Genomic DNA, 26013 nt, shown 5'->3' with positions numbered 1-26013 from the left:
CTTCAGCTGCTGGATGCGAGGGCGCCGGTCGACGGAGCACGGTGGTGGATGGGCACCCCGGTGCTCAGGGGTGCCCCGGAGCCGCCGTGCCGGTGGGCGACGACCTCTGCCGCGATCGACAGCGCTGTCTCCTGCGGGGTGCGTGCTCCGAAGGTCGAGGCCGATGGGCGAGCGCAGGCGATCGAGCTCGCCACTGGTGAGACCGGCGTCACGGAGCCGGGTCAGGCGTTCCTCGTGGGTGCGGCGGGACCCCATGGCCCCCACGTACGCAACCGGCATGCGCAGCGCGGCGGTCAGGAGAGGCAGGTCGAACTTGGGGTCGTGGGTGAGCACGCACACGACGGTGCGCTGGTCCAGCAGGCCGGCTTCGGCCTGGGACCCGAGATAGCGGTGCGGCCACTCGACGACCACCTCCGCGTCCGGGAAGCGTTCCGCGGTGGCGAACGTGGCCCTGGCGTCGCAGACGGTCACCCGGTAGCCGAGGAAGGAGCCGAGCCGGGCCAGCGCGGCTGCGTGGTCGATGGCGCCGAAGACCAGCATCCGAGGCGGCGGGGAGCTGCTCTCCACGAGCAAGGTCATCGGCTCTCGGCAGTAGCGGTCGGCCACCCCGAGCCCGAGCGTGCCGGTCCGCCCGGCGTGCAGGGCACCGGTGATCCGTGCCCCGGCGACCTGGTCGAGCAGTCCGTCGCCGAGCGTGCCGGCGACGGATCCCCCGGGCCGCACGACGACCGCACGACCGAGGTGGGTCTCCGGGCCGCGGACGATCGTGGCCACGGCCACCGCCCGGCCGCCCGCGGCATCGGCCAGCGCCGATTCGAGCCATGGCTCGGTGGTCGGGTCGTGGTGGCGCAGGAAGAGCTCGATGGTGCCGCCGCAGGTCAGACCCGCGTCGAACGCGTCGGCGTCGCCGTACCCGAACCGCAGGGACCTGGGGTGGTGGTCCCCGGCCAGCATCTCCCGGCACGCGTCGTGGACCGCGGCGTCGACGCAGCCGCCCGACACGTTGCCCAGCACAGTGCCGGCCGCGTCCACGACCAGGGACGAGCCGGGCTGCCGCGGAGCGCTGCCGGCAACGCTCGTGACGGTGGCAGCCACGAACGGGACCCCGCGACGGACACGTTCGACCAGGTCAGGCGCGATCTCAAGCACAGGCGCCGCCAGATCCGGGACCGACCGCCTCGGCGGAGTCAGGCCGGGCGGGGCCGCCGCGCCGGCCGCTCACCGGCTCTCCTGCAGTTCGGTCAGCGCCCGTACCAGGGTGCGACGCAGCAGCGCGGGCTTGAACCGGTTGTGCTCCCGTGGCCGGGCACCGTCCGCGGCACCGGTGACAGCCGCCTCGAACGTCGTGGAGGTTGCGGGCCGACCCGTCAGGGCGCGTTCGACGGCCGTCAGCCTCCACGGCCTGGTCCCCACTCCGCCCGCGGCGATCCGGGCGTTCACGATGGTGCGCCCGCGCAGTTGCAGCGCGACGGCGGCCGAGGTGAGCGCGAACTCGTACGACTGCCGGTCGCGGATCTTCAGGTACAGCGAGTGCGCCGCCCAGGGCGAACGCGGCACGGTGATCCCAGTGATCAGCTCGTTCGGCCGCAGCACGTTATCTACCTCGGGGGTGTCACCGGGCAGGGTGTAGAACGTCTCCAGGGGTACGGTGCGCGTGCCGCGCGCCGAGGCCAGGTGGACGGTCGTGCTCAACGCCACCAGCGGGACGGCGAGGTCGCTGGGATGGGTGGCGATGCAGGCGTCGCTGGTGCCCAGCACGGCGTGGCTGCGGTTGATCCCTTCCAGGGCTGAGCAGCCGCTGCCGGGCTCACGCTTGTTGCACGGGGTCGTGACGTCGCGGAAGTAGCTGCACCGTGTGCGTTGCAGCAGGTTGCCGCCGATGCTCGCCATGTTGCGCAGCTGGGCCGAGGCACTCAGCTCCAGCGCCTGCGCGACCATCGGGTAGTGCCGGCGCACGGCAGGCGCGGCAGCCACGTCACTCATCCGTTCGAGCGCACCGATGTGCAGACCCTCGTGGTCCGAGGTGATGCCGCCCAGTGGCAGCCGGTTGATGTCCACGACGCGGCCGGGTGACACCACCTCGAGCTTCATGAGGTCCACCAGGGTGGTGCCACCGGCCAGGAACGCGGTGCCGGGCCCGGCGTCCCGCACAGCCTCACGGACCGTTCGCGCCTGGGTGTAGGTGTAGGGCCGCATCAGCGCATCACCCGCTGCGCGTCCCGGATGGCGTCGACGATGCGGGGGTAGGCGCTGCAGCGGCAGATGTTGCCCGACATGCGCTCACGTATCTCGTCGTCGGAGCGGGCGGGGCCTTCGTTTTCGACCAGGGCGACCGCGGACATGATCTGCCCCGGGGTGCAGAAGCCGCACTGCAGGCCGTCGTGGTCGACGAAGGCCTGCTGCATGGGGTGCAGCCGGTCGCCGTCGGCCAGCCCCTCGATCGTGGTGACCTGGTGGCCGCTCGTCGTGGCGGCCAGCGTGAGGCACGACAGCACGCGCCGGCCGTCGATGTGCACGGTGCAGGCGCCGCACTGTCCCCGGTCGCAGCCCTTCTTGGTGCCCTTGAGGTCGAGCCGCTCGCGGAGTGTGTCCAGCAGCGTGGCCCGCGGGTCCACCCGCAAGGTGACCGGATCGCCGTTGACGGCGATCCGTACCGTCACCGGCGTCACGCCGTCGACGGTGGCTGCCGGGGCGGCTTCTGCCGTCCCGGCCTGTCCGGTCAGCATCGGCGCCACGGTGACAGCGGCCAGGCTCCCCCCTACGAAGCTGCGCCGGGACACACCCGGACCGGCGCCTCCCACGTCGTTCTGATTGTTCATCAATGCCTCCTGGCTGATGCAGAGTTAGGGTCGGGGAAGGCCGGCGCCGCGACCGTCCGTGTGGTCTCCGGGTCGAGCGCTGCTCCCAGGCTGGCCGCCGGGAGCGGGATCATCCAGGCTCTCCCGATCCCAGGCTGAGGCCGAGCTGAAGGAGCCGGAGCGGGCATCGATCCGGGCCCGCGGGATGATGCGGGATCGGATCGGCCGTATGTGACGCACCACGCGTCGGGACGGTGGAAGAGGTCCGGCCTGCCCGGCCCGGCCAGTAACCACGGAGGACAGCGCATGACGACCGACTGCTACGAAAGTCGATGCCGACCTCGAGCGTCGTCAGGACGGCATCCCGGCGGAGTAGGTCTTCGATGCGCCGGTTCAGTTCAGTGTCTGTGTGCCGATCACGGACAGGACCTGCAGCTTCTCGTAGCTCTCCGTGCCCGGGACGGCGGTGTAGACCATCAGGGAATGGGCCTGGTCCGGATCGATCAGGCGCTGGCAGTTCAGCTCCAGGGCACCGACCTCGGGGTGAACGAAGTGCTTGACCTCGCGCGGGCGGATCCCGATCTCATGGTCGTCCCAGACCCGCCGGAACTCTTCGCTGGAGTCCAGGAGCAGATCCGCCAGGTACGCGGCTCGGGAGTCGGGACCCCGGAGGGTGACGATGATGCGCAGGCCTGCGGCGTACATCCGGGTCATGAACGCGTGCTGCTCCGGGGCGTACAGTTCCCGGGCCCTGGGGTCGGTGAACCACCGGTAGCCACTGCTGCGAGCAGGACCCGTGTACTGCGTCGTGTCGCCGGTGAGGGCGACGCCCATCGGTGTCTGCCGCAAGGTCTCGCCGAGCTCGGTGACGATCTCCGCAGGCGTGTCGTGCAGCCGGTCCAGGATACGCAGCAACCCCGGGTTGATGTGCTCACTGGAGGTGTCACGCGGCGGCGGGTTGTGCCCGGCCAGCCGGAACAGATGGTCACGCTCGTCTATGGACAGATGGAGTCCCTGGGCGATGGAGGCGAGCATCTGCGGTGACGGCTGCGGACCGCGCTCGCGCTCCAGACGGGAGTAGTAGTCGGCCGACATGTTGCACAGCGTCGCCACCTCCTCCCGCCGTAGCCCGGTGGTTCTGCGGCGCCGTCCCCGAGGCATGCCGACGTCCTCCGGCTGCAGCGCCTCACGACGGTTGCGGAGAAAACCCGCCAGCCCTGCGCGATCGATCACGGCGCTCCCCTTCCGAGAGGTCTGCCTCGTTCCCCATGCTGTTTCACTTCTATCGCGCGTGCATGCGCGTATCCACGGCTTGCCGATCCCCCCTTGGGACGGCCTCGCCACGTCGGGGCACGGCCGACGGGCCTTCCCGAGCGGGGCGGAGTCGGCGTCGCCGCCGCGCCTGTGGGCCACCGGTCCACGCCGATCGTCGGGGAGCGAATCGGATCGATCAGCATGGGTTCCTTGCCACTCCCCCCTCGGTACTGCCGCGTTCCTACCGCCCATGCGCCCGCCGAGCCGGCTCGTCGTTCCGCCCCTCCTCGACCGCGCGGAGGGGCGGATCGGCGAGCCCTGGACCGGTGAGTCCTGGTTGCGCGGCCGACGACCGCCCAGCATGGACATACACGCCGAACGCGGTTGACGTGTCACCTAACGAAAGAGGCCACTGATGGCTCGGAACATCGACATCACCATCCCCGATCTGTCCGGGAAGCTCGCCCTCGTCACCGGGGCGAGCGACGGGATCGGGTTCGTCATGGCCTCCCGTCTCGCCCAAGCGGGAGCGGAGGTGATCATGCCGGTCCGCAACCCCACCAAGGGCGAGCAGGCCGCCGACCGCATCCGTGACCTCGCCCCGGGCGCGAGAGTCACCACCCGGGCCCTGGACCTGGCCTCGCTCGACTCCGTGACCGCCCTCACCAAGCAGCTCGCGGGCGAGGGCCGCCCGATCAACCTGCTCATCAACAACGCCGGCGTGATGCAACCCCCGAGCCGCCTGACCACCCAGGACGGGTTCGAGCTGCAGTTCGGTACCAACCACCTCGGGCATTTCGCCCTCACCCAGGGCCTCCTGCCGCTGCTCATCGAGGGCAAGGCCCGAGTCACCCACCAGACCAGCATCGCCGCCCGCAGCGGCGCGATCAACTGGGACGACCTCAACTGGGACCGGGACTACGACGTCGCGAAGGCCTACCGACAGTCCAAGATCGCCGTCGGCCTGTTTGCCCGCGAACTCGACGTCCGCAGCGCCGCGGCCGGCTGGGGCATCACCAGCAACCTTGCCCACCCCGGCGTCTCCCCCACCAACCTCCTCTCCGCCCAGCCCGGCATGGGGCGGCAGAAGGACACCGGCGCCGTCCGGTTGATCCGCGTGCTCTCCCGCCTCCGCATCCTCGGCACCCCCGCCACCGCCGCCCTCCCCGCACTCCTGGCCGCCACCAGCCCGGACGCGCGAGGCAGGCAGTTCTACGGCCCCGACCGGGCCGACGTCGGCGGCGCCCCGGCCGAGCAGATGCTGTGGCCCCCACTGCGCGACATGGACGAGGCCCGGAAGATCTGGGAGGCGTCCGAGCGGCTGATCGGAGCCCCGTTCCCGGCCTGACGTTCCGGCAGCACCGGCGTCGACGGCGTCGACGGCGTCACCACCATGCCGGCTTCGGCACGAGCCGAGGCCGTAGCTCTCTACGCCCAGGTGTCGGTCGACGCGATCCCCGCCGCGTATCCCGAGGTCGACTTCGAGCTACTGCGCACGGTGGAGAAAGGCCGGCGCACCTCGCTCGCGGCTGTGCAGCCCATCCCGGTCTGACCGCCGCTGCCGAGTAGGAGGCGGGACCGACCGTGGGATGCGGCGGAAGGCCGGGCCCGCTGTATGTCGTCCCGCTTGGCCCGACGCCGCCGCGTCACCGCCTGAACTTCAGCGCACCCCTCCAGCACGGCAGGCAAGATCAGGCATCCCTTTGCCACCACCGCCATACATGGGAGGGTGATCCACCGAGTGAAGCTCCCCGTGAAGGCGAACGCCTGACAGCCTGCAGCGCGTTGTACGGGACCCTCGCAAGAACACGGCTGGGGCACCCGGGCTACTTCCCTCTCCCCGCGCCTCGCGTGCCCCGCCCCTGGTTGCCCCGTCCGACGGACACGCCTGCGCGCTGCGGGAGACGGGTCTGTGGTCTCTGGTAGGACGGGAGCCGTGAACTGGAACAACAGGACGGCAGCCCAGAACCGGACCCTGGCTGAGGCGGGCGCCCTGCTCGCTGAAGCCCGCCGCAAGGCCGCGGACCTCGTGCGCGCCTCGGGCGCGGACCTCACGTCCGAAGAACGCGACTGGGTGGGCCGCCCCTGCCTGGCCCAACTCGACCCCCCGCCGACCCCGCGCTTCTGCGGCTGCGGCGACTACGGCGGCTCGGGCGGCGATGACCCCTGCCCGAACACCTGGATCGACTTCACCGGCCCGGACTTCGGCACGGGATCGCCTATCAGGACTTGCGAGCACACGGAATCCGAGCACGCCCACATCTGACCGGTCAGGAGTACGTGGATGTCCGAATCGAAGCGGCAGGACAGGACCAGCGAGCAGTCGCGGATGCTGGCTGAGGCTGCTGCGCTGCTCGTCGAGGCGCAGGACAAGGCCGCGGCGATGATCCGCGAGTCGGGGTTGGAGCTGAGCTCCGCGGAGCGGAACTCGCTCGAGTTCGCGTGTTCCGGAGAGCTGCCGCCTCCGCCGACCCCGCATTGGTGCCGATGCAAACGTTACCGGGGCTCGGGCGGCGACGATCCCTGCCGGACGGAGTTCCCCGACCACGGCGGTGTGGGCGGAGACCAGTGGGTGAGATGCGGGCACCCCAAGGACACCCACGGCGTGTTCTGACCCCGGCACGGTACGGCTCCGTGGCTGCGTCAGTGTCTGCGGGAGTCGTTTCGAGCCGGCTTCGGGAGTCGTTTCTCGCGTGTGATCGTGTGCGATGTCAGCAAGTTGTGATCAGCGGAGGACGTGGCGTACCCAGGCCGTTGGGCCCTCGGCGCTTCGGTTGCGGGTGAGCAGGTCCGCGACCCGCGCGATCATCTGGCTCTCTGCACCGTCGCGGGTGGTCGTCGGGTGGTACGCGAGCACGAAGCGGCGCTGCTGGTCGCGAGTGGAGAACGCGGCGTTCTTGTAGCCGTACGTCTCGCCGGTCTTGCCCCAGAGGGTGATGCCGTTGACGGTGGCCTGCTGCAGGCCGGTGCTGTAGCGAGCCGGGGAGCCGTCCAGCATGCGCACATTGCTCGGGGGCAGGGTGAACATCAGCTGGAGCAGCTCGGGTGGGAGCAACTCGCCGGAGAACAGCGCGGCGAGCATCCGGTCGAGGTCGCCGGTCGTGGAGATCATGTCGCCCTCGCCGCGGCTGGAGGACTGATCGTGGACAGTGATGTCCCGCAGGCTGCCGTCGGACATCGCCAGATAGCCGTGCACGTGCCGGCCATGGATGCGCGGGTCGTCGCCGGGTACGAGGGTGCGCGCCAGGTTCAGCGGTCGCAGTACGCGGTCCGTGACGGCCTCCCCGTACGGGCGGCTGATTACCTTTTCGATGATCAGTGCGGCCAGTACGTAGTTGATGCCGCGGTACTCCTGCCGGGTACCCGGGGTGAACTTCAGCGGTCCGTGTGTCGCCGTCGCCACCCACTGCTGCGGCGTCCAGTGGTCGAAGCGGTGGCGGACCACCTCCTCCGGGGTTCTGGGGTCCGGTATGCCGACGTGGTCGGGCAGACCGCTGGTGTGGTTCAGCAGGTTCGCCACGGTGACAGCCGCGAACCGGGTCGGCAACAGCCCTGGCAGGACGCGCCGCACGGGCGCGTCCAGGTCCACCCGGCCTTCTGCTACCAGCTGCAGCACCACCGTGGCGACGAAGACCTTGGTGATGCTGCCGATGCGCACCTTGTCATGTGCCGTCGGTGGACGGTGCGTCCGGATGTCGGCCACGCCCGAGGTGCCGCGCCAGTGGCCGGCCGTGCCGCCGACGCACAGCTGAGCCGCGGTCGACGGCGGGTGCTCCAGGTCGTCGATCGCCGCCTGCAGAGCGGTGGGGTCCAGCGGCGGGATCGGCGTGGTTGAGGCGAGGGCGCGGTGGGCGGGCAGCACCGTGGTGGCGGCCAGCGCGGCCGTCCCCGACAGGGTGAGGCCCACAAAAGATCTGCGTGACAGGCGCGTTGAGGTCATGCCCCTCACCCTGTCAGCGGGTAGGTCCCGTGGGCGTCGGGGTTCACCCCGCACTGATCCCCCATCACACCCCGACCCGCCCCGCACGATGATGCCTGTATGGCACCCACTCCGAGTAAGGCCCACCCGACCGCAATGACCGCGCGGGTTACCGGCCACTGCACACAATGCCCGTACGCCTGCACGAACGCCCCCTCGGCGGCCTCACCTGCTCAGTACCCGCACCACCGTCGCCTCCAGCATGCTCGATGCGGCGCTCAGGCCCCGCCGACGGCGTAGAAGAGGACGTAGTGCGAACCGTCGCCGTACATGTTCTCCGTCAGTTCGCCCTGGGGGCCGCCGGGCTGCACGGTGGCCGTGCCGATGATGTCGTCTGAGCCTGCGTCGACTTCCTTGACCCAGATGGTCTCGGGGCCGTCGAAGCGCCTCTTCTCGAAGCCACTTCCTATGTTGCGGTGGCGGCCGCCCTTCATCTCCATGTCGAAGAGTAGTTCGCCCTTGAACCAGACGCGGACGTGATCGGCTCCGAGTCCGCTCGTCGTCTCGTGGCACTTGATGGACTTGAAGATGACGTCAGGCATGAGCTTCTTCCTCTCGGCGAGGGTGACGTCAGGGGTCTTCAGTCGGCTCGCCGGGCCGGAGGCGGCCGATGAGGGCCATCGGTTCGTCGAGTCGCGAGGGCTCCGAGGCCGGTAATTCCATAGTGATCCGACCGTGGAGCCCTTGCAACCGTCGTCCGGGCCGCAACGAGGGCGAGGAGTAACGCTCGCACGAGGTCCCGCGTCTGTGGAGATGCGCACCCGGAACCAGTGGACAGCTTCGCGCGGGTGCCGGGGCCAAGCCGGACCATGGATAGGGGGCGTCTGCGGGTCCAACCCTGCCCGGCATGGCCGCCGCCCCCGCCCGGCTCGCCGAAACCCAGCAACGCGCCCGGTAGCAGCCGCACGGCGAGAAGCATCACCGCCATCGGTCCGATCCCCCGCCGCGCCGACCGCCTCTGCCGCACACCCCTCATCGTCTACGGCATGTGGCGTGCGGTCGGCGTGCTCGATCGCCCGGCCACTCTGTCCTGGGACGGGGCGGCCGATGGCCGTCTGCCCTCTATGCGAGCGGGTCGCCGGCATTCTGGACGGCCCTGGCGATCCAGGCCATGGCTTCGGGCACGTCGTAGTTCCCGGCGTGCGGCTGGTTCCATGCAAGCCGATAGTCCAGGTCCTCGACGTCCTTGTCCGCGGCCAGTGCGCGGTCGAGGTTGACCGAGACGGTGAAGGCGGTGTCCCGGTCGCGGGTGCCGTGGCGGACGTACCAGTTCGGCGCAGTGTCGGCGCCGGTGCCGATGAAGTCCATCGGGTTGATGAGGTGGACCTGGTCGTCGACGGTGGTGCTGTGCTGCGCGGTGTATCGCTTCCAGGTCAGCCCGGTGTCGTCCAGGCCGCTGCCGTCCCCGGGCACGTCGTTGTGGTTCCAGCTGAACTCGGTGTAGTTGAGGTACGTCTGCGCCGGCGGGCCGAAGAGGTTGGTCTCGGTGCGGCTCGTGGTGTTCCCGTCGACCCCCACGGCGTCGAAGGCGGGGGTCGTCTTGAGGGCGGCCTGGGTGGCGACGAAGGCGAGGTACTTCGCCATGTCGACGGAGCGCACCGTGCGGGTGGCGGTGTCGACGTCGATCCAGTCGTTGACGTACGACTTGGTGGTGCCGCCCGCCGTGATCTGGAAGGTGCCGCCCAGCGGCGGGATGGTGCGGGCGGGATCCGCCTTCAGGTAGTCCTCGGCGGAGCGGACGACCTCCTTCTCGATGGTGTCGAGCATGGTCGCGGCGGTGAGCCGGGAGCCGTCGGGGTTGCGCAGACCGAGGCTCTTCTCGTACGCCGCGAACCGGGCCGCCATCTCCGCAGCTTCCTCGGGCGAGGGGTTCTGTCCGGTGGTGTCACGGGTGCCGAGGGTGTTGTAGAGCCATTCGTAAGCGATGTCGGCGTTGCCGAGGTCGGTGATCGGGCAGTAGGCGTTGACGGCGAAGACGTCGTCACGCAGGGTGCTGCGCCCCTTGGCATCGATGCCGGCGGCGCCGACCGCAGCGAGGTACGGGATGTACTCGCCACTGTTGCCGGAAGCGCCCAGGATCGACGCCAGCGCGCCGCCGCCGCTGGTGCCGTTGACGACGATCCGCTGCGCGCTGCCGGGCATCGCTGCGTCGTTCAGACGCAGGTAGCGTACGGCTGCCTTGGCGTCGGTGACGGCCGAGGGTGCCTTGCCGGGGAACGAGCCGTCGGCACCGACCAGTCCGCGGCTACGGCTGGCGACGTCGACGAAGACATAACCCGCTTTCAGGGCTGCGCCGACGTTGCTCGTCGCGCTGTTGTAGGAGGCGCCGGCGGTCACGCTCGCCCGTACGTAACTCGCCATCCAGCCACCGTTGTTCACGGCGAAGTAGAGGGGCGCCCGCTGGTCGCCGAAGGCGCTCTCGGGGACGAACACGTTCATGCTCTGGTAGCCGCAGGCGGTGTTGGGGATGGTGGTGCTGCCCCCGCCCGGACCGCCGGGCTGCTGCGGCGCCGCGGCGACCGGGTTCGCGACGTAGCAGATCTCCTTGTACCAGCGCACGTTCACGGGACGGCCGTCGACGGTGACGGTGATCGTCGTGTAGCGGGAGGAGTCGAAGGCGAGCGCCGCGTCCTGGGAGTCCGCCGCATGGTCACGGCTCTGGGCGGGGGCAGCCGCCGCGACGGTGGCCGGTGCGGCGACGGACGTCAGGACGAGGGAACCCGCAAGCGTCACACCGCCCAGGAGGCGTGTGCGGGTCACGGCGCGTTCCGCCCGCACGCTCGGCCGGTGGACGCGTGCGTCTCGTCCGCGGGGCGCGGTCAGCCTCTGCATGGGTCTCTCCCCTTCATCGAGCACGAGTGCTTCGCTGATGCCTCGGGATCAAGGCGTGACGCACGCTATAAGGTTGTCAACAATATGGCTAGCAGTATCTCCGACATCCACAGGCGTCATGGCGGCGCAGCCACAGAACCGCCGTCCGGCGGCGGTAGGGGGCATGGCTACGGCACAGGTGGCCGAGTCGTCCGGGTGGTGGCCGGTTGGCCAGGTTGGCGCGGAGGATCGTCTCGGCGAGGCGGCCGGTGTCCGGGGTGCGCAGAGTGTCCGGCAGGCGCAGCAGGGTCGCGGCGGTCACGGTGCTCCAGTAGTGGGGGAAGACGTCGCCCGCCCGGTTCTCGCCGAACCGGTAGCCGTCCCAGTGGCGGATGGCGATGCCGCGCAGGCGTGCGTGAGGGCGCGGGCCGCCTAAGGCCAGGAGCCACGGCAGCCGCGACGTCGACCACGCGTACTACTGGGACAAGGGCCATGCCACCAACGAGGACCCGGGCGACTTCATCAAGTGGGTCGCCAAGGTGACGGGCCACACGAGCTAGCCACCGGCACCGTCACACCGCACGCGCGTTCCGCCACTCCCTCCCGGAGCTGACCGTCGTGGACGCCCTGAACACGCTGCGCCATCTGAGCCACTGCCGACGTGAGATCACCGCAGGGCGGCGAGCCGGCGGTGGCGCCGGACGATCCCCCCTCCCCCACCGGTGACCGGCCCTCGATGAGGGCAGTCGGGCGCCGCCTGCCGCGTCCGCTGCGGCTCGCCTCCCCTTCAAGAGTGAGAACAGAATCGTTGACAATTCTGTTCGCCTAGATTTAGCGTCGACAGGCACTCACTCAGGGAGGGCAGATGCCGAAGGAAGCCCGTCCAGGCTCCGGAGAGCAGGCCAAGCAGTACGCGCTGGAGCGGCTCAGGAAGGCGATCCTGCAGGGCGAGATGGCGCCGGCCCAGCGGCTGGTGGAGAACGAGCTCGCCGAGAGCTACGGCGTCACGCGTGCCAGTGTGCGCGCCGCACTGCTGGACCTGACCTCCGAGGGGCTGGTCGAGCGGATCCGCAACCGCGGTTCGCGGGTGCGGGTGGTGACGGTCGAGGAGGCCGTGGAGATCACGGAGTGCCGGATGGCGCTCGAAGGGCTGTGCGCGGCCAAGGCGGCGACCGAGGCCACCGACGCGCAGCTCGACGAGCTGACCGGCCTGGGCAAGGCCATGTCCAAGGCGGTCGCCGACGGCGATCCGGTCACCTACTCCGAGCTCAACCACGACCTCCACGCCCTGATCCGGGACGCCTCCGGCCAGCACACGGCCGTCGGTCTCCTGGAGCGGCTCAACGCCCAGCTGGTGCGCCACCGCTTCCAGTTGGCGCTGCGGCCGGGACGTCCGCAGCAGTCCCTGAGTGAGCATCTGGCCCTGATCGAAGCGATCAGGGCCAGGGATCCGCAAGCGGCCGAGACGGCCGTGCGCGCCCACCTCAGCAGCGTGATCGACGCCCTGCGCGCCGACTGACGACGCGCTCCTGGGGCGGGTGCGGCACTGTCACCAAGGAGATTCAGCATGACCCACGGCAACGGCGCACCCGCCGCCACCCCGCCCCGATCGACCCTCGTCGTCACCGCGCACGCCGGTGACTTCGTGTGGCGGGCGGGTGGAGCCATCGCCCTGGCCGCCTCCCGGGGCGAGAAGGTCACCATCGCGTGCCTGACCTTCGGCGAGCGCGGAGAGTCGGCGAAGGCGTGGCGGGAGGGGAAGAAGCTCGACGAGATCAAGGCGATCCGTCGTGCGGAGGCCGAGCGCGCCGCCGCGACGCTCGGCGCCGAGGTCCGCTTCTTCGACGCCGGCGACTACCCGCTGGTCGCGACCGCCGAGCTCACCGACCAGCTCGTGGCCGTCTACCGGGAGACACAACCGGACGTCGTGCTCACACACCCGGTCGAGGACCCGTACAACGGCGACCACCCCGCCGCCAACCGCATGGCCCTGGAAGCCCGCGTCCTCGCCCAGGCCATCGGCTACCCCGGCGAGGGCGAGATCATCGGTGCCCCGCCCGTCTTCTACTTCGAACCGCACCAGCCCGAGATGAGCGGCTTCAAGCCCGAGGTCCTCCTCGACATCACCGAAGTCTGGGACACCAAGCGCAAGGCCATGGAGTGCCTCGGCGCCCAGCAGCACCTGTGGGACTACTACACCGACCTCGCCGTGCGCCGCGGAGTCCAGCTCAAGCGCAACGCCGGCCCCAACCTGGGCCTGGCCCACAAGACCATGGCCGAGGCGTACATGCGGCCCTACCCGCAGATCGCGAAGGAACTCGCCTGATGCCCGGCATGATCGTCACCAACCCGCCCAAGGCCGCCCCGAAGGACGTCGAAGCGCTCGCCGGCTACGGGACGGCCACCGTCGGCGAGGCCATGGGCCGCACCGGCTTCCTCGGCACGCGTCTGCGCCCCATCCAGCAAGGCGTCCGGGTCGCGGGCACCGCTGTCACGGTGCTGTGCTGGCCCGGCGACAACCTCATGATCCACGCGGCGGTCGAGCAGTGCGGCGAGGGCGACATCCTCGTCGTCACCACCACCTCGCCGTGCACGGACGGCCTGTTCGGCGAGCTGTTCGCCACAGCTCTCGCCCATCGCGGGGTGCGTGGCGTCGTCCTGAACACCGGTATCCGCGACACGGCCGAACTGCGCGCGATGGGCTTCCCCGCCTGGTCCGCCGCCGTCAGCCCGCAGGGCACGGTCAAGGCGACCGGCGGCAGCGTGAACGTACCGATCGTGATCGGCGGCCAGGTGATCCACCCCGGTGACGTGATCGTCGCCGACGACGACGGCGTGGTGGTCGTCCCGCGCGAGCGCGCCCACGACACCGCTGAGGCGTCCGAGGCCCGCGAGCAGAAGGAGGCCGCGGCCCGCGCCGCCTTCCTGGAGGGGCAACTGGGCCTCGATCGCTACGGGTTGCGGGAGACGCTCAGCCGTCTCGGGGTGACCTACCGCGCCTACGAGGAGGCCGAGTCGTGACCAGCCCCGCGGAGATCCGCTGCATGCTGATGCGCGGCGGGACCTCCAAGGGCGCCTACTTCCTGGCCGACGACCTGCCCGCCGAAGAGACCGTCCGCAACGAGCTGTTGCTGCGGGTCATGGGCAGCCCCGACCCGCGCCAGGTCGACGGCCTCGGCGGCGCCCACCCGCTCACGAGCAAGGTCGCCGTGGTGTCCCCGTCGACCGATCCCGAGGCCGACGTCGACTACCTCTTCCTCCAAGTCGCCGTGGACCGAGCAGAGGTCTCGGACCGGCAGAACTGCGGCAACCTGCTCGCCGGTGTCGGCCCGTTCGCCGTCGAGCGCGGACTCGTACCAGCGGGGACCGCCGAGACGTCCGTGCGCATCCGGATGGTGAATTCCGGTGACTTCGCCACGGCGACATTGCCGACCCCGGGCGGCCGCGTCGACTACCGCGGCGACACGGAGATCTCCGGTGTACCCGGGAGCGCCGCCGCCGTCGTCATCGAGTTCCCGCCGGGACGAGGCGAGTTGCTGCCCACGGGGAACGTGCGCGACACGGTCGCCGGCGTCGAGGTCACGTGCGTCGACAACGGCATGCCGACCGTCCTGATCCCGGCCGAGGCCCTCGAGGTCACCGGCCAGCAGGGCTTGAAGGACCTGGAGAGCAACCGGGAACTGACCGCCCGGCTCCACGACATACGACTGGCGGCCGGGCACCTGATGGGACTCGGCGACGTCACCGGCACCACCGTCCCCAAGCTGACCCTGCTCTCCGCGCCCCGCCACGGCGGCGCCGTCACCACCCGCACCTTCATCCCGGACCGCGTCCACACCTCCATCGGCGTCCTGGGCGCCGCGAGCGTGGCGGCCGGGCTGCGGATCGAGGGAAGCGTCGCACACGGCATCGCGGCCCTCCCCGACCACGGTGACCGGATCCGCATCGAGCATCCCAGCGGATTCACAGACATCGAGAGCAGCATCGATCGCACCCCCGAGGGCGGCCTGAGAGCACGTCGCACCGCCGTCGTCCGCACCGCCCGCAAGATCTTCGACGGCACCGTCTTCCCCGCACCACGCACAGGAGGTCACTGATGACCCCGCCTCTCGGCGACATCGCCCATATCGGCCACGCCCAGCTGTTCACCCCGGACCTGGACGCCTCCGTCGCCTTCTTCACGGACTTCCTGGGCATGACCGTCAACGGACAGGACGGCGACACCGTCTACCTGCGCACCTTCGACGACTACGAGCACCACAGCCTCGTCCTCACCGCCCGTGACCAGCCCGGCCTCGGCCGGCTCGCCCTGCGCAGCTCCAGCGAGGAGGCGCTGTGGCGTCGCATCCGGGCCATCGAGGCGGCAGGCGGCACGGGAAGGTGGACCGAGGACGAACCCGGTCTCGGCCGGCTCTACCTCACCACCGACCCGGACGGCCACGAGCACGCCCTGTACTGGGAGAGCGAGCACTACCAGGCTCCCCCGGCCCTCAGGCCCTCGCTCAAGAACCAGCCACAGGCGAAACCCAACCGCGGCGTCGGCGTCCGCCGCCTGGACCACATCAACTTCCTCGCCGCCGACGTCCTCGTCAACGCCCAGTGGCAGGAGCAGCTCCTCGGCGCCCGTCCCACCGAGCAGATCCGGCTCGACTCCGGCAAGATCGCGGCGCGCTGGCTGACGTACACCGACAAGTCGTACGACGTCGTCTACACGTCCGACTGGACCGGCAGTGCGGGCCGCCTGCACCACATCGCCTTCGCGACCGACACCCGCGAGGACATCCTGCGCGCCGCCGACCTCGCCATCGACAGCGGCGTCTTCATCGAGACGGGCCCGCACAAGCACGCCATCCAGCAGACGTTCTTCCTCTACGTCTACGAGCCCGGCGGCAACCGCATCGAACTGTGCAACCCGCTCACGCGCCTCGTCCTCGCCCCCGACTGGCCGCTCATCACCTGGACGGAGGAGGAACGAAAGAAGGGCCAAGCCTGGGGCCTGAAGACCATCGAGTCCTTCCACACGCACGGCACGCCGCCCGTCCAGCCCTGATGTGACCTCTCCCCGCAGGCCCCGGGGGACGGCCAGCCGCACCCCGGGGCCGAATCGTCGCCTAGATTGTCAACAAAAGCGTTGACGTATCGCATGCGGCTTTTTAACGTCTACGCCACAGCGAGCTCGCGGCTCCCGGCGCGGAGTCCGCAGCTCAGGGGCGCGCTCCGCCCGTCCTCCCCACCGGCCGCGCGAGCCGTACCGCGCCCACCACCCTTGCAGCCAGGGACCAGGGCCACTTCCTGACGTCCCGCACGAGAGGAAACAACGATGTCCTCCTCCGCCACCTCCCCGCTCGCCCCGGTGACCGGGACGACGGCCCGCCGCAGCCGCACCGCCGTCATCGCCCTGTGCTGGGCACTCGTCCTCCTCGACGGCATCGACACGTTCATCTACGGCTCCGTGCTCCCGAAGATGCTCGGCGACCACAGCCTCGGCCTCACCCCCGACCTCGCCGGCACGATCGGCAGTTACGCCAACTTCGGCATGCTGCTCGGCACGATCCTGTCCGGCATGGCCTCGAACTGGATCGGCCGCCGCGTCACCGTCTTCGCCAGCGTCGTGATCTTCACCCTCGCCACACTGGGCAGCGGCTGGGCCCAGTCCTCCGGCCAGTTCGGCTTCTTCCGCTTCGTGTGCGGCTTCGGCCTGGGCGCGCTGCTGCCGATCGCGATCTCGTACGGCATGGAGTTCACCTCGCGCGGCCGTCGCGCCCTCGCCACCGGCATCATCATGACCGCCCACCAGACCGGCGGCGCCCTGGCCCCGCTGATCGCGCTCTGGCTGGTCGACGACCACGGCTGGCGAACGGCCTTCATCGCCTCCGCGGTGCCTGCCCTGATCCTGCTCCCGGTCGCCTTCAGGCTGCTGCCCGAGTCGCCCACCAACCTGCTCACCCGCGGCCGCCGCGCCGACGCCGAGGTGCTCGCCGCCGCCTACGGCACCGAACTGGCCGAGCCGAAGGCGCACCGCGGGGACAAGCTGGACGCGCTGAAGAACCTTTTCCGGCACGGCCAGTGGTCCACCACTCTGTGCTTCTGGCTGACCTCCTTCGCGGGTCTGCTCCTGGTCTACGGAGTCGGCCAGTGGCTGCCGAAGATCATGGTCGAGCTCGGTTACGACACCGGCGACTCGCTGCTCTTCTCGACGTTCCTGAACGTCGGTGGCATCTGCGGCATGCTCATCGCCGGCCGCACCGCCGACCGCATCGGCCCGCGCAAGGTCGTCATAGCCTGGTTCCTCCTGACCTCCGTCTTCGTCTACCTCATGGGCGTCGAGATGTCGGTCGGCGTCCTCTACACGGTGGTCTTCTTCGCCGGGCTGCTGCTCTTCTCCGGCCAGACCATGGTCTACGCGACGGTCGGCACCCACCACAACGACGAGGACCGCCCCACCGCCCTCGGCTGGGTCTCCGGCATGGGCCGCTTCGGCGCCATCTTCGGCCCGTGGATCGGCGGGGCGCTGATCGCGGCCGGCAACGCCGACATCGGCTTCACGATGTACGCCTGCGCCGCCGTCTTCGGCGCACTGATGATGGCCTTGGCAGCCCTGACCATCAAGACGCGCACGGCCACGCAGGTCTGACGACAGGAAGACGACAGGACCCTCCAGCGCCGAGGGCTTGTGAGGGTCGCACCACGTGGTCGTGCTGATCGGGCCGCGAGCAGTTCATGCGGACGCTCGGCCGGGGTCTCCCGGCCGAGCGGGTTGCGTGGCGGTCGAGTCCGCCCGTCGACGGCAATCGAGCCGGACGCGCGGTACCCGACGCCTCCGAGGAACCGGCGGAACAGCCCGTCATGGCCGCCACGGCGGGCCGGGGCCGTCCGGGCCTGCGTGATCGGCTTGTCCGCAGCGAAGCCGATAGCCCTGTCGGCAGCTGCCTCGTAGTCCCCGTCAGCGACTGGCCTCCGAATTCGCCAGCCCTGCATCGCCATCCCGCCGTTCGCCCGAACACCTGCGGTTCCGGCACACAAGACGCAGCCCTCGCCGCGTCGGGTGGCTCGCCCGCTGCCCCCGGCTCTCGACGACTCGGGGGCAGCCGCAGCACGTGACAGGTCGAGTGGATCCGATCAGCCTCGGCGGCCGCGGTTCCGGCTCACCCTGCCATAAATGATCATGGCTATCAGGGCGGCGACGGCAATGCCGAGGATCACCAGCCCAGCAGTGCCTTCGGGCATGACGCGGCCCTCATTGGCCAGCAGGTAGGTACTCGTCGTTTCCACTGGTTCTCCTCTCACGTGCCTGACCTCACGACCAGGCGTCAGTCGCCTTGTTCTCCACCGCGTTGCCGACGTACTCAGCTCCCGTGAAGCAGGCGGCTCCCACGACGAAGCCTCCTGCCCCGGCAGTCGGTGCTCCAGCGGCTGTCGCCACGGCGCCACATGCCGCGCCGGTGACGCTGGACGCCACCTCGCCCACCACCACGGCAGCGGCCTTGCCGTAGTCACCGTCGAGCAGGGCATTGCCCGTCTTGTAGATGGCGTTGGCCCGGGTCGCTCGTCCGGCGTTCTTGAGCATCCCCTTCATGGCTCCTTCGACCGAGAAGAGCCCATTGGGATCGATCCGGTTGACCGGGTCGCCTTCGGCGTAGAGGTAGGGGTTCTTCTCCTGGCCGGAGGGGTCGGGCTGGGTGAAGCGGCCGATGTTGGCGTCGTAGTAGCGGGCCTGGAGGTGGTACAGGCCTGTGGGGTCCTGGTAGTTGCCGGCGAAGCGGTAGGGCTGGGCGACCGGTTCGGACGACTGCGCCAGGATGCGCACGCCGCGCGGGCTGTAGGTGTAGGTGTTGACCTTGTTGCCGTCCGCGTCCGCCAGGGCGACCACGCTGCCGATGGCGTCCGTGAGGTAGTAGTACGTCTTGCCTCCGGTCGTCATGGAGTTCAACGTGCCCCCGGGCTCGCGATTGAAGCCCATGTCCACACCGGCAGTCGTCTTCGCCGACAGACCCAGCGGGCCGTTGTGGAAGGCGGTGTCACCGAGCTTGATGCGCTCGCTCTGGTCGGTCGAGCCGTACTGACCGGCGTACGCCTTGCCGCCCACCGTGATCGACTTCAGCTGCGAGTGGTCCGTGTACGACTCCCCCGTGCGGGCGTAGTCGTCCGTGGAGGCGCCGGCCGTCTCGTTGCCGATCGCGTCGTAGGACCAGGGGCCGCTCGTCGTGGACTTGGCGGTGAGCTGCTGGGCGTCGTTGTAGGTGTAGGTCGTGCCGCGCGGGCAGCCCTGGTCGGTGCCCTGGGAGGTGAGGTTTCCGGCCAGGTCGTAGCAGTACTGCCAGGAGTCCGTGATCGCTCCGGACTTCTCCTCCTTGGCGTAGGAGAAGCGGCCCGCTCCGTCGTAGGAGTACGTGCGCTTGGTGTTGCGGACGTTGTCCGTCAGGGTGCGGATCTTGGAGCCGTCCGTGGCGGCGTTGGTGCCGTAGCCGTAGGTGTAGGCCAGGTCGACCAGGGTGCCTTGCGGAGAAGTCGCCTTGATGGTCTTGGGGCGGCTGGAGTTGTCGACGTCGACCCTCTGCACCGTGCCGCCGGGGTAGGTGGTCGTGGTGCGGACGTCGTTGTTGTTGTACTTGTACGTCGTCACGCGGCCCTGCGGGTCCTTCAGCTCGCTGAGCTTGTTGACCTCGTTCCAGGTGTAGTCGGTCGTGCCGGCCGGGTCCTGGTAGTAGTCGACGTTGCCGGCCGGTGTGTAGGCGAGCAGGGTCTGGGAGCCGTCCTGGAGGTGGCGGACCGTCTCGCGCTGGAGCGGGTCGAACTCGTACTTCGTGATGCCGGTGCCGTCCGAGCGCTGGACGATGTTGCCGTCGCCGTCGTACGAGTACTCGACCTTGACCGTGTTCGGTGAGGTGACGGTGCGGATGCGGTCGAGGTTGTCGTAGGTGTACGTCTTGGTGATGCCGCGGGCGTCGGTGACGGTCTTGGTGCGGCCCAGGTCGTCGTAGGTGAACGTCGTCCTGCCCAGCGGCGCCGGGGGCTCGACCCACTCCAGGTTGCCCTTGGCGTCGTAGTGGAAGTCGGTGACGACGGTCTTCGTCGACGTCATCTTCGTCTTCGCCTTGCAGCGCTGGCCCTCGAAGCCGCCGCAGGTGGGGGTGGCGGGGTTGTAGTCGTAGGAGACGGTGCCGCCGCCGGTGCCGGTCTGCGCGACCGAGGTGGTGTTGCCGACTGTGTCGTAGGTGAAGCTGGTCTTCTCGCCGTCGGCGTTGGTGGAGTCCTTGGGTACGTCGCCGCCGGCGATGGTCTGCCAGGTGTTGACCGTCTTGCCGCCGGTGGGCATGGTGACGGTTTCGATGTTGTTGCGGGTGTTGAAGCCGTAGTCGGTGACGTTGCCCGGAGTGGTGCCCGAGCCCATGGCGTCCGTGGTGGAGTCGATGTTGTTGTTGGCGTCGAACTTCGTGGACCGTTTGCGTCCCAGGGCGTCGGTCACCTCGGTGACCCGGCCGTCGCCGTCGTGGGCGTATGTGGTGGCGTGCAGTTCCGGGTCCTTGGCCGTGGTCGTCCCGGCGGCCGTCGGGGAAGCGGCGGTGTAGCTGTAGGTCCAGGTCGGGCCGGTGTGGCCGTCGCTGTGGAACCCTGTGCCACGCAGCATGGAGGTGACCCGGTTGACGTCGTCGTAGCTGAAGACCGTCACCCGGCCCTCGGCCGTGGTGATCTTGTCGATGCGGCCGGAGGAGTCGTAGCGGAAGGAGACCGTCTTGCCCTCGGCGTCGGTGGTGGAGGCAAGGTTGCCGTTCGCGTCGAGGTTGTAGACGGCGGTGCGGCCGGTGTTGTCCTTGGCCTGCCACTGCGACGGGTAGGTCTTCACCAGGTCGATGAAGCGGCCCGAGCGGGTCTCGGTGAGCTTGAACCCCTTGTTCTCGCCGTTCTCGTCGTGCTGGGTGACCGTGATCGTGCCCTGGTTGCGGTCGGTGATCTTCGTCAGGGACCCGTACTGGTTGTAGGTCTCCTTCGCACCCGACTTCCACTTGGTCAGGGTGTAGGTGCCGTCCGCGTTCTTCTTCAGGTCCTGCGAGTAGCCCTTGGGTGTGGTGAAGGAGCCGTCGCTGTTCTTGGTGAAGCGGACCGTCGCACCGGAGGCGTCGTAGAAGATCACTTCCGAGGAGCCGATGGACAGGTAGCGCTCGTACTGCTGCCACCAGCGCTGCGAGACCCGGCCCCAGGGAGCGTCGAGGGAGTTGTAGGTCCGCGCCAGTTGCAGGCGCTGGCCGACGCCGGCGATGTCGAAGTCCGTCGCCGTCAGCATCAGGTTGCCGGTCGAGTAGTCGATCTTCGCGGTGAGTGCGTCAGTGATCGCGAAGCTGGTGTAGCGGTGCCAGGGGACATTGCCCTGGCCCTCGGGGATGACGCTCAGCGCTGCGGCGTCCGCGGCGGCGCTCCGATCCGGCGCCTCGCCGCCGCCCGCCTTGCCCGCGGGGCCCTTGACGTGCTCGCGCTGCCAGGGCAGGAACGCCTCGTCGGTCGGGTTCTCGGACCGCTCGGACGCCACCGGGCGGTTCTCACCGACCTTCACCGCCGGCATCTCGAAGTCCGGGCTGTCCTTGCCCCAGGCCGACACCGGCTTGTCGTCGGCCGCCGCCGCGCCCGCGCCGGGCAGGACGGAGACGGCCAGGGCGATCGAGGCGATCGCTGCCAGGGAAACGCCGGTTGCTGATCTCTTGCGGGCACGCCGAAAGGGCATGCCGAAGGCACGCTCGTGCATGACTTCCCCCCACAGGAAGGCAGATCCCGGCGGCCCCAGCGGCCACCGGGCGCCCACAAGTTGTCACAGAACTCGCACAAACGTCCGGGCCGTTCCCGGCAACTCACCTCTCATGCGGGCAGGAATCAGCCCTTCCCGTTCGATTGACGAAACGACATGAACGAGACAAATGATCAGTCTCCACGGCTCCGGGACGGCCGCTGGGGGCAGGTGTGGCCTGTGGCAATTGGCCAATACCTCCCCCTTCAGCAGGGTGTTGAGGATGACCTGCGGGAGGGACTCCCCTGTGGCCGCCCGCCCTCGACCGACGGCAGCACCGTCCCGGCCGACTGCGCGTCCCCGGCCCGGCGGTGCTCGTGGGAGTCATGTATGTGCTGCGGACCGGTCACGCAGCTGGGCCAGCAGGCCGTCGAACGCCTCAGGGCGGCCGGTCGCATCAGCCCACGCCGCCGTGAGTTCCTCTGTGTCAGCGGTCTGCCGGCCGTTATCCGGCCTGGAGACTTCGGACTTGGTCCAGCCGCCGCCGAGGCGCCGCCTGTGTGGCCTCTCCCTCGGGGACCATGCGTGGATGGTAATCGCGTCGACGGCCACTTCACCTTGGCGAGGCTCTTGTTCCAGGAGATGCGTGTGCTCACGCGTGCTCACGACGTCTGGCTCACTGCCAGCCGGCTCACTTGCTCATCGCTCGTGTGCCGACAGGCGGGTGACGCGGTTCTGGTCGCCCTGGGGCGCCCCCTCTGAGAGGGCTTGTGCGCACCAGATCGTCTTGCCGTTGGTCATGTGCCGGGTTCCCCACCCCTGCGTGAGCTGGGCGACGAGCAACAGACCCCGGCCGCCCTCGTCGAAGACACGGGCCCGGCGCAGGTGGGGAGCGGTATTGCTGGCGTCCGAGACCTCGCAGATCAGGGAGGTGTCACGGATCAGCCGTAGCTTGATGGGTGGTTCGCCGTATCTGATGGCGTTGGTGACCAGCTCGCTGACGACGAGCTCGGTGACGAAGGATGCCTCCTCCAGGCCCCAGGTGCTGACCTGGTCGACGGCGAACTTCCTGGCGAGCGGCACCTGGGCCGGGTCGGGTTCGACGTCGCAGTCGGCGACGTGGTCGGGATCCAGGCCATGAGTACGGGCGAGCAGCAGGGCGGCGTCGTCGGTGCGGTGTTCGGAGAGCAGGGTGTCCATCACTGTGTCGCAGAGGGCCTCCAGCGAGGTGACCGGGCGGTTCAGCACCTGCTGCAGTTGGGCGAACCCCTGGTCGGTGTCGCGTTCGCGGCTCTCCACCAGTCCGTCGGTGTAGAGGGCGAGCAGGCTGTCCTCCGGCAGTTCCAGCTCGGTGGCCTCGAAGGGCAGCCCGCCGATGCCGAGTGGGGGTCCGGGGTGTGCGGCCACCGGGACCCTGGTGCCGTCCGGGTGGATGACCAGGGGCAGGGGGTGGCCTGCGCTGGCCAGGGTGAGGCGCCGGGAGACAGGGTCGTAGACGGTGTACAGGCAGGTGGCGCCGGACTCACCGGTCGGCTGGAAGTGGCTGCCGGGCTGGAGATCGCTGGCGAGGTGGAGAACCAGGTCGTCCAGGTGGGTCAGCAGTTCGTCGGGGGGCAGGTCGACGTCGGCGAGGGTGCGAACCGCGGTGCGCAGCCGGCCCATGCTGGCCGAGGCGTGCAGGCCGTGGCCGACGACATCGCCGACTACCAGGGCGACCCGGGCTCCGGACAGGGGGATGACGTCGAACCAGTCGCCGCCCACTTCCGTGTCGGTCCCGCTGGGCAGATAGCGGGACGCCACGTCGACCGCCTCCTGGTGCGGCAGCCCTTGCGGCAGGAGGCTGCGTTGCAGGGTCAGAGCGGTCGTGCGCTCTCGCGAGTACCGGCGGGCGTTGTCGATGGCGACGGCTGCCTTCGCGGCAAGCTCCTCGGCGAGGATCAGGTCGTCGGCGGTGAAGGCCTCCGGCCGGTCGAGGCGGCAGAAGGCTACGACGCCGAGCAGCGCGCCGCGCGCCTGAAGCGGCACGGTGATCCGCCCGGTCAGGTCCTGCGCGGCGAGGGTCTCGTCGATCACCGGGTTGCCCGGCGGCCAGTGCGCCGGGTCGGCGGCGAGCCCGGGCCCGAAGGCCCACTCGCTGCCCTGGCCGGGTTCGGCGGCGAGTTCGACGGTGGACCTGCGGGTGGCCATGCAGCGGGCGGCGACCGAACCGGCAGTGTGCGTGACCGGTGTGATGGGCTCCGCGGCCCGGCCGGCGTCCTCCTTCGTGGAGTACCGGGCGGCACGGCTGAGCCGGACCGTCTCGCCGGGAGTGAACGCGGACGCTGAGGGAGGCTCCTCTCCGCGCAGAACCTCGTCGAACAGATCCACGCTGACGAGGTCGACGAAGCGCGGCACCGAGGTCCGGGCCAGTTCCTCAGCGGTGCCGATCACGTCGAGTGTCCGGCCGATGCCGCCGCTGGCCTCGTTGAGCATGAGCAGGCGTTGCCGAGCCCAGTACTCGGCGCTCATGTCGAACCCCCAGTTGGCGACCGCGCGGATCCTGCCCTCGCTGTCCCGGACCGGCCAGATGCTGGTGGCCCAGGCGTTGGCGTAGTCACTGCCGCGAGGGCGGAAGACGGTGATGAGACGCGCGGGCTCACCCGTCCTGGCCACTTCCGAGAGCTTGTCCGTGTAGGGCTTGTCGTCCCTCTCGGGAAACAGTGTGCTGTCGAATTCGGGCAGCACCTCGCGGTACTGCCTACCGAGTACTTGATCCTCGGAGTGCGCTATCACCCGGCCCGAGGAGGCGTTCATCCACAGAAACCGCAGGTCAGGGTCGTAGACGCCGAGAGCGAAGGGGCACTGCTCGAAGGCTCGGTCGGCGATCAGCGGGCGGCTTCCCCAACGCTGGAAGGTCACGACCTGGCCGAGGGCGCGCCCGTCGGGGCCGGACAGCGGTTGAGTCGTCACCACGGCGTCCACCGCGGACCCGTCCCTGTGGCGCAGAGCAATGATCTCCGGGTGGCCGGTGTCCTGCCCCCCGGGGAGGCCGAGCAGCGGGGAGCCGACCAGCAGGTCGCCCACCGGGCGCCCCACGGTGTCCTCCGCCGTCCAGCCCAGGAGCAGACGCCCTCCCTCGCTCCAGCCGCTCACCGTGCCGTCCGCGTCGATCACCGCGACGGCAATGGGGGCGTCCTGCCTGTCGGCCATCTCCACGCGCCACGCTCCGTCCGGGCAGCCGGTCCCGTGAGGGCTGCTTCCAGCCTAAATCGGCGCCCGCTTCACTGCGCTCCGGCCAGTGCGCCCGTTGCCGGCACCGGAGCAACCGCGGGGCCTGGGCCTCCGCTCCCCCACGACCGCGGTCGCCGTGTGTCCCCCGACACCGCCAGGTGTTGATCACGAGCGTTGTTGACGCCGGCCGGGCTTGATCACGGCGGATACGTCCGGCGTGGTGGTGCTGTCCAGGAACGCAGCTGCGCCGCTGGCCAGCAGAGGGCGAGGCCGGCTGCACGACTGTTCCGGTCGGCCCCGCAGAACGCCGCACCGGGCCCCGCAGCGCTGAAGGACCGAGTCTCACCGACTGCGACGAGAGCGCAAGCTGTGCCTGGCCCGCATCGGACCGAGTCTTGGCCTGCCGGTCTCCCCGTCCACCAGGTCCTGGCCCGGCAGAGCCTCATCCGCCTGACTTGGCTGGACCGGCCCACCGGCCAGGCCATCCGCCCCTGCGAACGCAGCCGACCCGGTTCCGGACTGATCCCGGTGACGGCACAATCACCAACGGCACGTACGTCTGGTCGGATGTGCAGCGCAGGGCACGGTGAAAGCAACGCCGCGACGGATGCGCGCTGGGGCTGCCGACGTGATCACGGCCCATGGCAAGCACCATGGAACACGGGCTTCAGGACGGTGCTTGCGTTTGGTGTGCAGCGTCGTAGCGGCTTCGGTTGGCGTTGATCTCCCGGCGGTGTTCGGTGGCCCATTCTCCGAGAGCAACGACTGAGTCCAGTAGTGTCGCGCCGAGTTCCGTGAGCGTGTAGTCCACGCGTGGGGGAACACTGGGGTGGACGGTACGGGTCAACAGGCCGTCGCGTTCGAGTTGCCGCAGCGTCAGGGTGAGCATGCGCTGGGAGATTCCGGTGACGGTGCGATGCAGTTCGCCGAAGCGCAGGGTGCGGTCGCGGAGTTGGCCAATGATGAGGATGCTCCACTTGCTGCCGATCAACCCGAGGATCTGGAGCACCTGCCGGCACGCTTCATCCTCCGGCTCGCGGCTGGAGCCTGTTGTTGGAGGGTGCGGGGCAGAGGAGATCTCTCTGCGAGGTGCCAACGGTTACCTCCGTGTGTGTGACTGACATGAATGTGCCGTCTTGCCGCGGCCCTCTCGGTAACAAATCATGGGGCCACTCACAAACAGTAAGTGACCGGCGCGGAGTCGAGGCGGCGCTGCTCCGATCACGGTGATCGGAGAGGATCCT

At 69.7% G+C, this 26013-nt stretch carries 20 protein-coding genes and 1 pseudogene; 10 read left to right on the top strand and 11 right to left on the bottom strand.

Going from position 1 to position 26013, the window contains the following annotated elements:
- Positions 1-2 precede the first annotated feature (2 nt).
- From ACF07N_RS31300 to ACF07N_RS31285, 4 genes and pseudogenes are all read right to left on the bottom strand, one after another.
- A pseudogene (locus ACF07N_RS31300) lies at positions 3-1149 on the bottom strand (XdhC family protein).
- A 69-nt stretch (positions 1150-1218) separates the two neighbouring features.
- Positions 1219-2196 carry an FAD binding domain-containing protein gene (locus ACF07N_RS31295; RefSeq protein WP_392119418.1) on the bottom strand — a complete coding sequence of 326 codons (978 nt, stop codon included), beginning with the start codon at positions 2194-2196 and terminating at the stop codon, positions 1219-1221.
- The gene (locus tag ACF07N_RS31290; protein ID WP_392119415.1) at positions 2196-2819 is read right to left on the bottom strand and encodes a (2Fe-2S)-binding protein; all 624 of its coding nucleotides are present in this window, start codon (positions 2817-2819) and stop codon (positions 2196-2198) included. Before ACF07N_RS31290 ends, ACF07N_RS31295 begins: the two co-directional genes overlap by 1 nt.
- A 372-nt stretch (positions 2820-3191) precedes the next feature.
- Positions 3192-4031 (bottom strand): helix-turn-helix transcriptional regulator, encoded by an 840-nt coding sequence (locus ACF07N_RS31285; protein ID WP_392119412.1) that lies wholly within the window; start codon positions 4029-4031, stop codon positions 3192-3194.
- Positions 4032-4467: 436 nt separating this feature from the next.
- Here ACF07N_RS31285 and ACF07N_RS31280 point away from each other — a divergent pair, with 436 nt between their 5' ends.
- The 4 genes from ACF07N_RS31280 (at position 4468) to ACF07N_RS31265 (ending at position 6666) form a co-directional block, all read left to right on the top strand.
- Complete coding sequence (locus ACF07N_RS31280) at positions 4468-5400, top strand: SDR family oxidoreductase (RefSeq protein ID WP_392119409.1); 933 nt, start codon at positions 4468-4470, stop codon at positions 5398-5400.
- 45 nt (positions 5401-5445) lie between these two features.
- Entirely contained in the window at positions 5446-5604 is a 159-nt protein-coding gene (locus tag ACF07N_RS31275) for a hypothetical protein (RefSeq protein ID WP_392119406.1), read from the top strand.
- Between the two features lie 384 nt (positions 5605-5988).
- Complete coding sequence (locus ACF07N_RS31270; RefSeq protein ID WP_392119403.1) at positions 5989-6318, top strand: DUF6422 family protein; 330 nt, start codon at positions 5989-5991, stop codon at positions 6316-6318.
- Between the two features lie 18 nt (positions 6319-6336).
- Positions 6337-6666: a hypothetical protein gene (locus ACF07N_RS31265; protein ID WP_383335698.1), complete on the top strand. Its 330-nt coding sequence runs from the start codon at positions 6337-6339 to the stop codon at positions 6664-6666.
- Between the two features lie 111 nt (positions 6667-6777).
- Here the strand turns inward: ACF07N_RS31265 and ACF07N_RS31260 are convergent, their stop codons facing one another.
- The 3 genes from ACF07N_RS31260 to ACF07N_RS31250 all read right to left on the bottom strand — a co-directional run bounded on the left by ACF07N_RS31260 (position 6778) and on the right by ACF07N_RS31250 (position 10791).
- Entirely contained in the window at positions 6778-7992 is a 1215-nt protein-coding gene (locus ACF07N_RS31260; protein ID WP_392119400.1) for a serine hydrolase, read from the bottom strand.
- Positions 7993-8249: 257 nt separating this feature from the next.
- The gene (locus ACF07N_RS31255; RefSeq protein WP_383326897.1) at positions 8250-8573 is read right to left on the bottom strand and encodes a hypothetical protein; all 324 of its coding nucleotides are present in this window, start codon (positions 8571-8573) and stop codon (positions 8250-8252) included.
- A 520-nt stretch (positions 8574-9093) separates the two neighbouring features.
- Entirely contained in the window at positions 9094-10791 is a 1698-nt protein-coding gene (locus ACF07N_RS31250) for a subtype B tannase (RefSeq protein ID WP_392119397.1), read from the bottom strand.
- 916 nt (positions 10792-11707) lie between these two features.
- Here ACF07N_RS31250 and ACF07N_RS31245 point away from each other — a divergent pair.
- The 6 genes from ACF07N_RS31245 (at position 11708) to ACF07N_RS31220 (ending at position 17476) form a co-directional block, all read left to right on the top strand.
- On the top strand, positions 11708-12361 hold the full coding sequence (locus tag ACF07N_RS31245) for a GntR family transcriptional regulator (RefSeq protein ID WP_392119394.1): 654 nt from the start codon (positions 11708-11710) through the stop codon (positions 12359-12361).
- A 48-nt stretch (positions 12362-12409) separates the two neighbouring features.
- Positions 12410-13168 (top strand): PIG-L deacetylase family protein, encoded by a 759-nt coding sequence (locus ACF07N_RS31240; protein ID WP_383326879.1) that lies wholly within the window; start codon positions 12410-12412, stop codon positions 13166-13168.
- Positions 13168-13863 carry a 4-carboxy-4-hydroxy-2-oxoadipate aldolase/oxaloacetate decarboxylase gene (locus tag ACF07N_RS31235; protein ID WP_392119391.1) on the top strand — a complete coding sequence of 232 codons (696 nt, stop codon included), beginning with the start codon at positions 13168-13170 and terminating at the stop codon, positions 13861-13863. Before ACF07N_RS31240 ends, ACF07N_RS31235 begins: the two co-directional genes overlap by 1 nt.
- On the top strand, positions 13860-14939 hold the full coding sequence (locus tag ACF07N_RS31230; RefSeq protein WP_392119388.1) for a 4-oxalomesaconate tautomerase: 1080 nt from the start codon (positions 13860-13862) through the stop codon (positions 14937-14939). Before ACF07N_RS31235 ends, ACF07N_RS31230 begins: the two co-directional genes overlap by 4 nt.
- A complete protein-coding gene (locus tag ACF07N_RS31225) occupies positions 14939-15892 on the top strand; it encodes a VOC family protein (RefSeq protein ID WP_392119385.1) in 954 nt (317 codons plus the stop codon). Before ACF07N_RS31230 ends, ACF07N_RS31225 begins: the two co-directional genes overlap by 1 nt.
- Before the next feature lie 270 nt (positions 15893-16162).
- Positions 16163-17476 (top strand): MFS transporter, encoded by a 1314-nt coding sequence (locus ACF07N_RS31220; RefSeq protein WP_392119382.1) that lies wholly within the window; start codon positions 16163-16165, stop codon positions 17474-17476.
- Between the two features lie 485 nt (positions 17477-17961).
- On the opposite strand, the gene ACF07N_RS31215 is transcribed toward ACF07N_RS31220, so the two are convergent.
- The 4 genes from ACF07N_RS31215 to ACF07N_RS31200 form a co-directional block, all read right to left on the bottom strand.
- On the bottom strand, positions 17962-18114 hold the full coding sequence (locus ACF07N_RS31215; protein ID WP_333937401.1) for a hypothetical protein: 153 nt from the start codon (positions 18112-18114) through the stop codon (positions 17962-17964).
- Positions 18115-18139: 25 nt separating this feature from the next.
- Positions 18140-21559: an RHS repeat-associated core domain-containing protein gene (locus tag ACF07N_RS31210; RefSeq protein ID WP_392119533.1), complete on the bottom strand. Its 3420-nt coding sequence runs from the start codon at positions 21557-21559 to the stop codon at positions 18140-18142.
- Between the two features lie 699 nt (positions 21560-22258).
- Positions 22259-24748 (bottom strand): SpoIIE family protein phosphatase, encoded by a 2490-nt coding sequence (locus tag ACF07N_RS31205; protein WP_392119379.1) that lies wholly within the window; start codon positions 24746-24748, stop codon positions 22259-22261.
- 688 nt (positions 24749-25436) lie between these two features.
- Entirely contained in the window at positions 25437-25778 is a 342-nt protein-coding gene (locus ACF07N_RS31200; protein ID WP_392119376.1) for a winged helix-turn-helix transcriptional regulator, read from the bottom strand.
- Positions 25779-26013 lie beyond the last annotated feature (235 nt).

It is taken from the genome of Streptomyces sp. NPDC015242 (assembly GCF_043079125.1).
Taxonomy (GTDB): domain Bacteria; phylum Actinomycetota; class Actinomycetes; order Streptomycetales; family Streptomycetaceae; genus Streptomyces.
The sequence above is the reverse complement of the archived record's forward strand: the minus strand, read 5'-3'. Positions and strand labels throughout refer to the sequence as shown.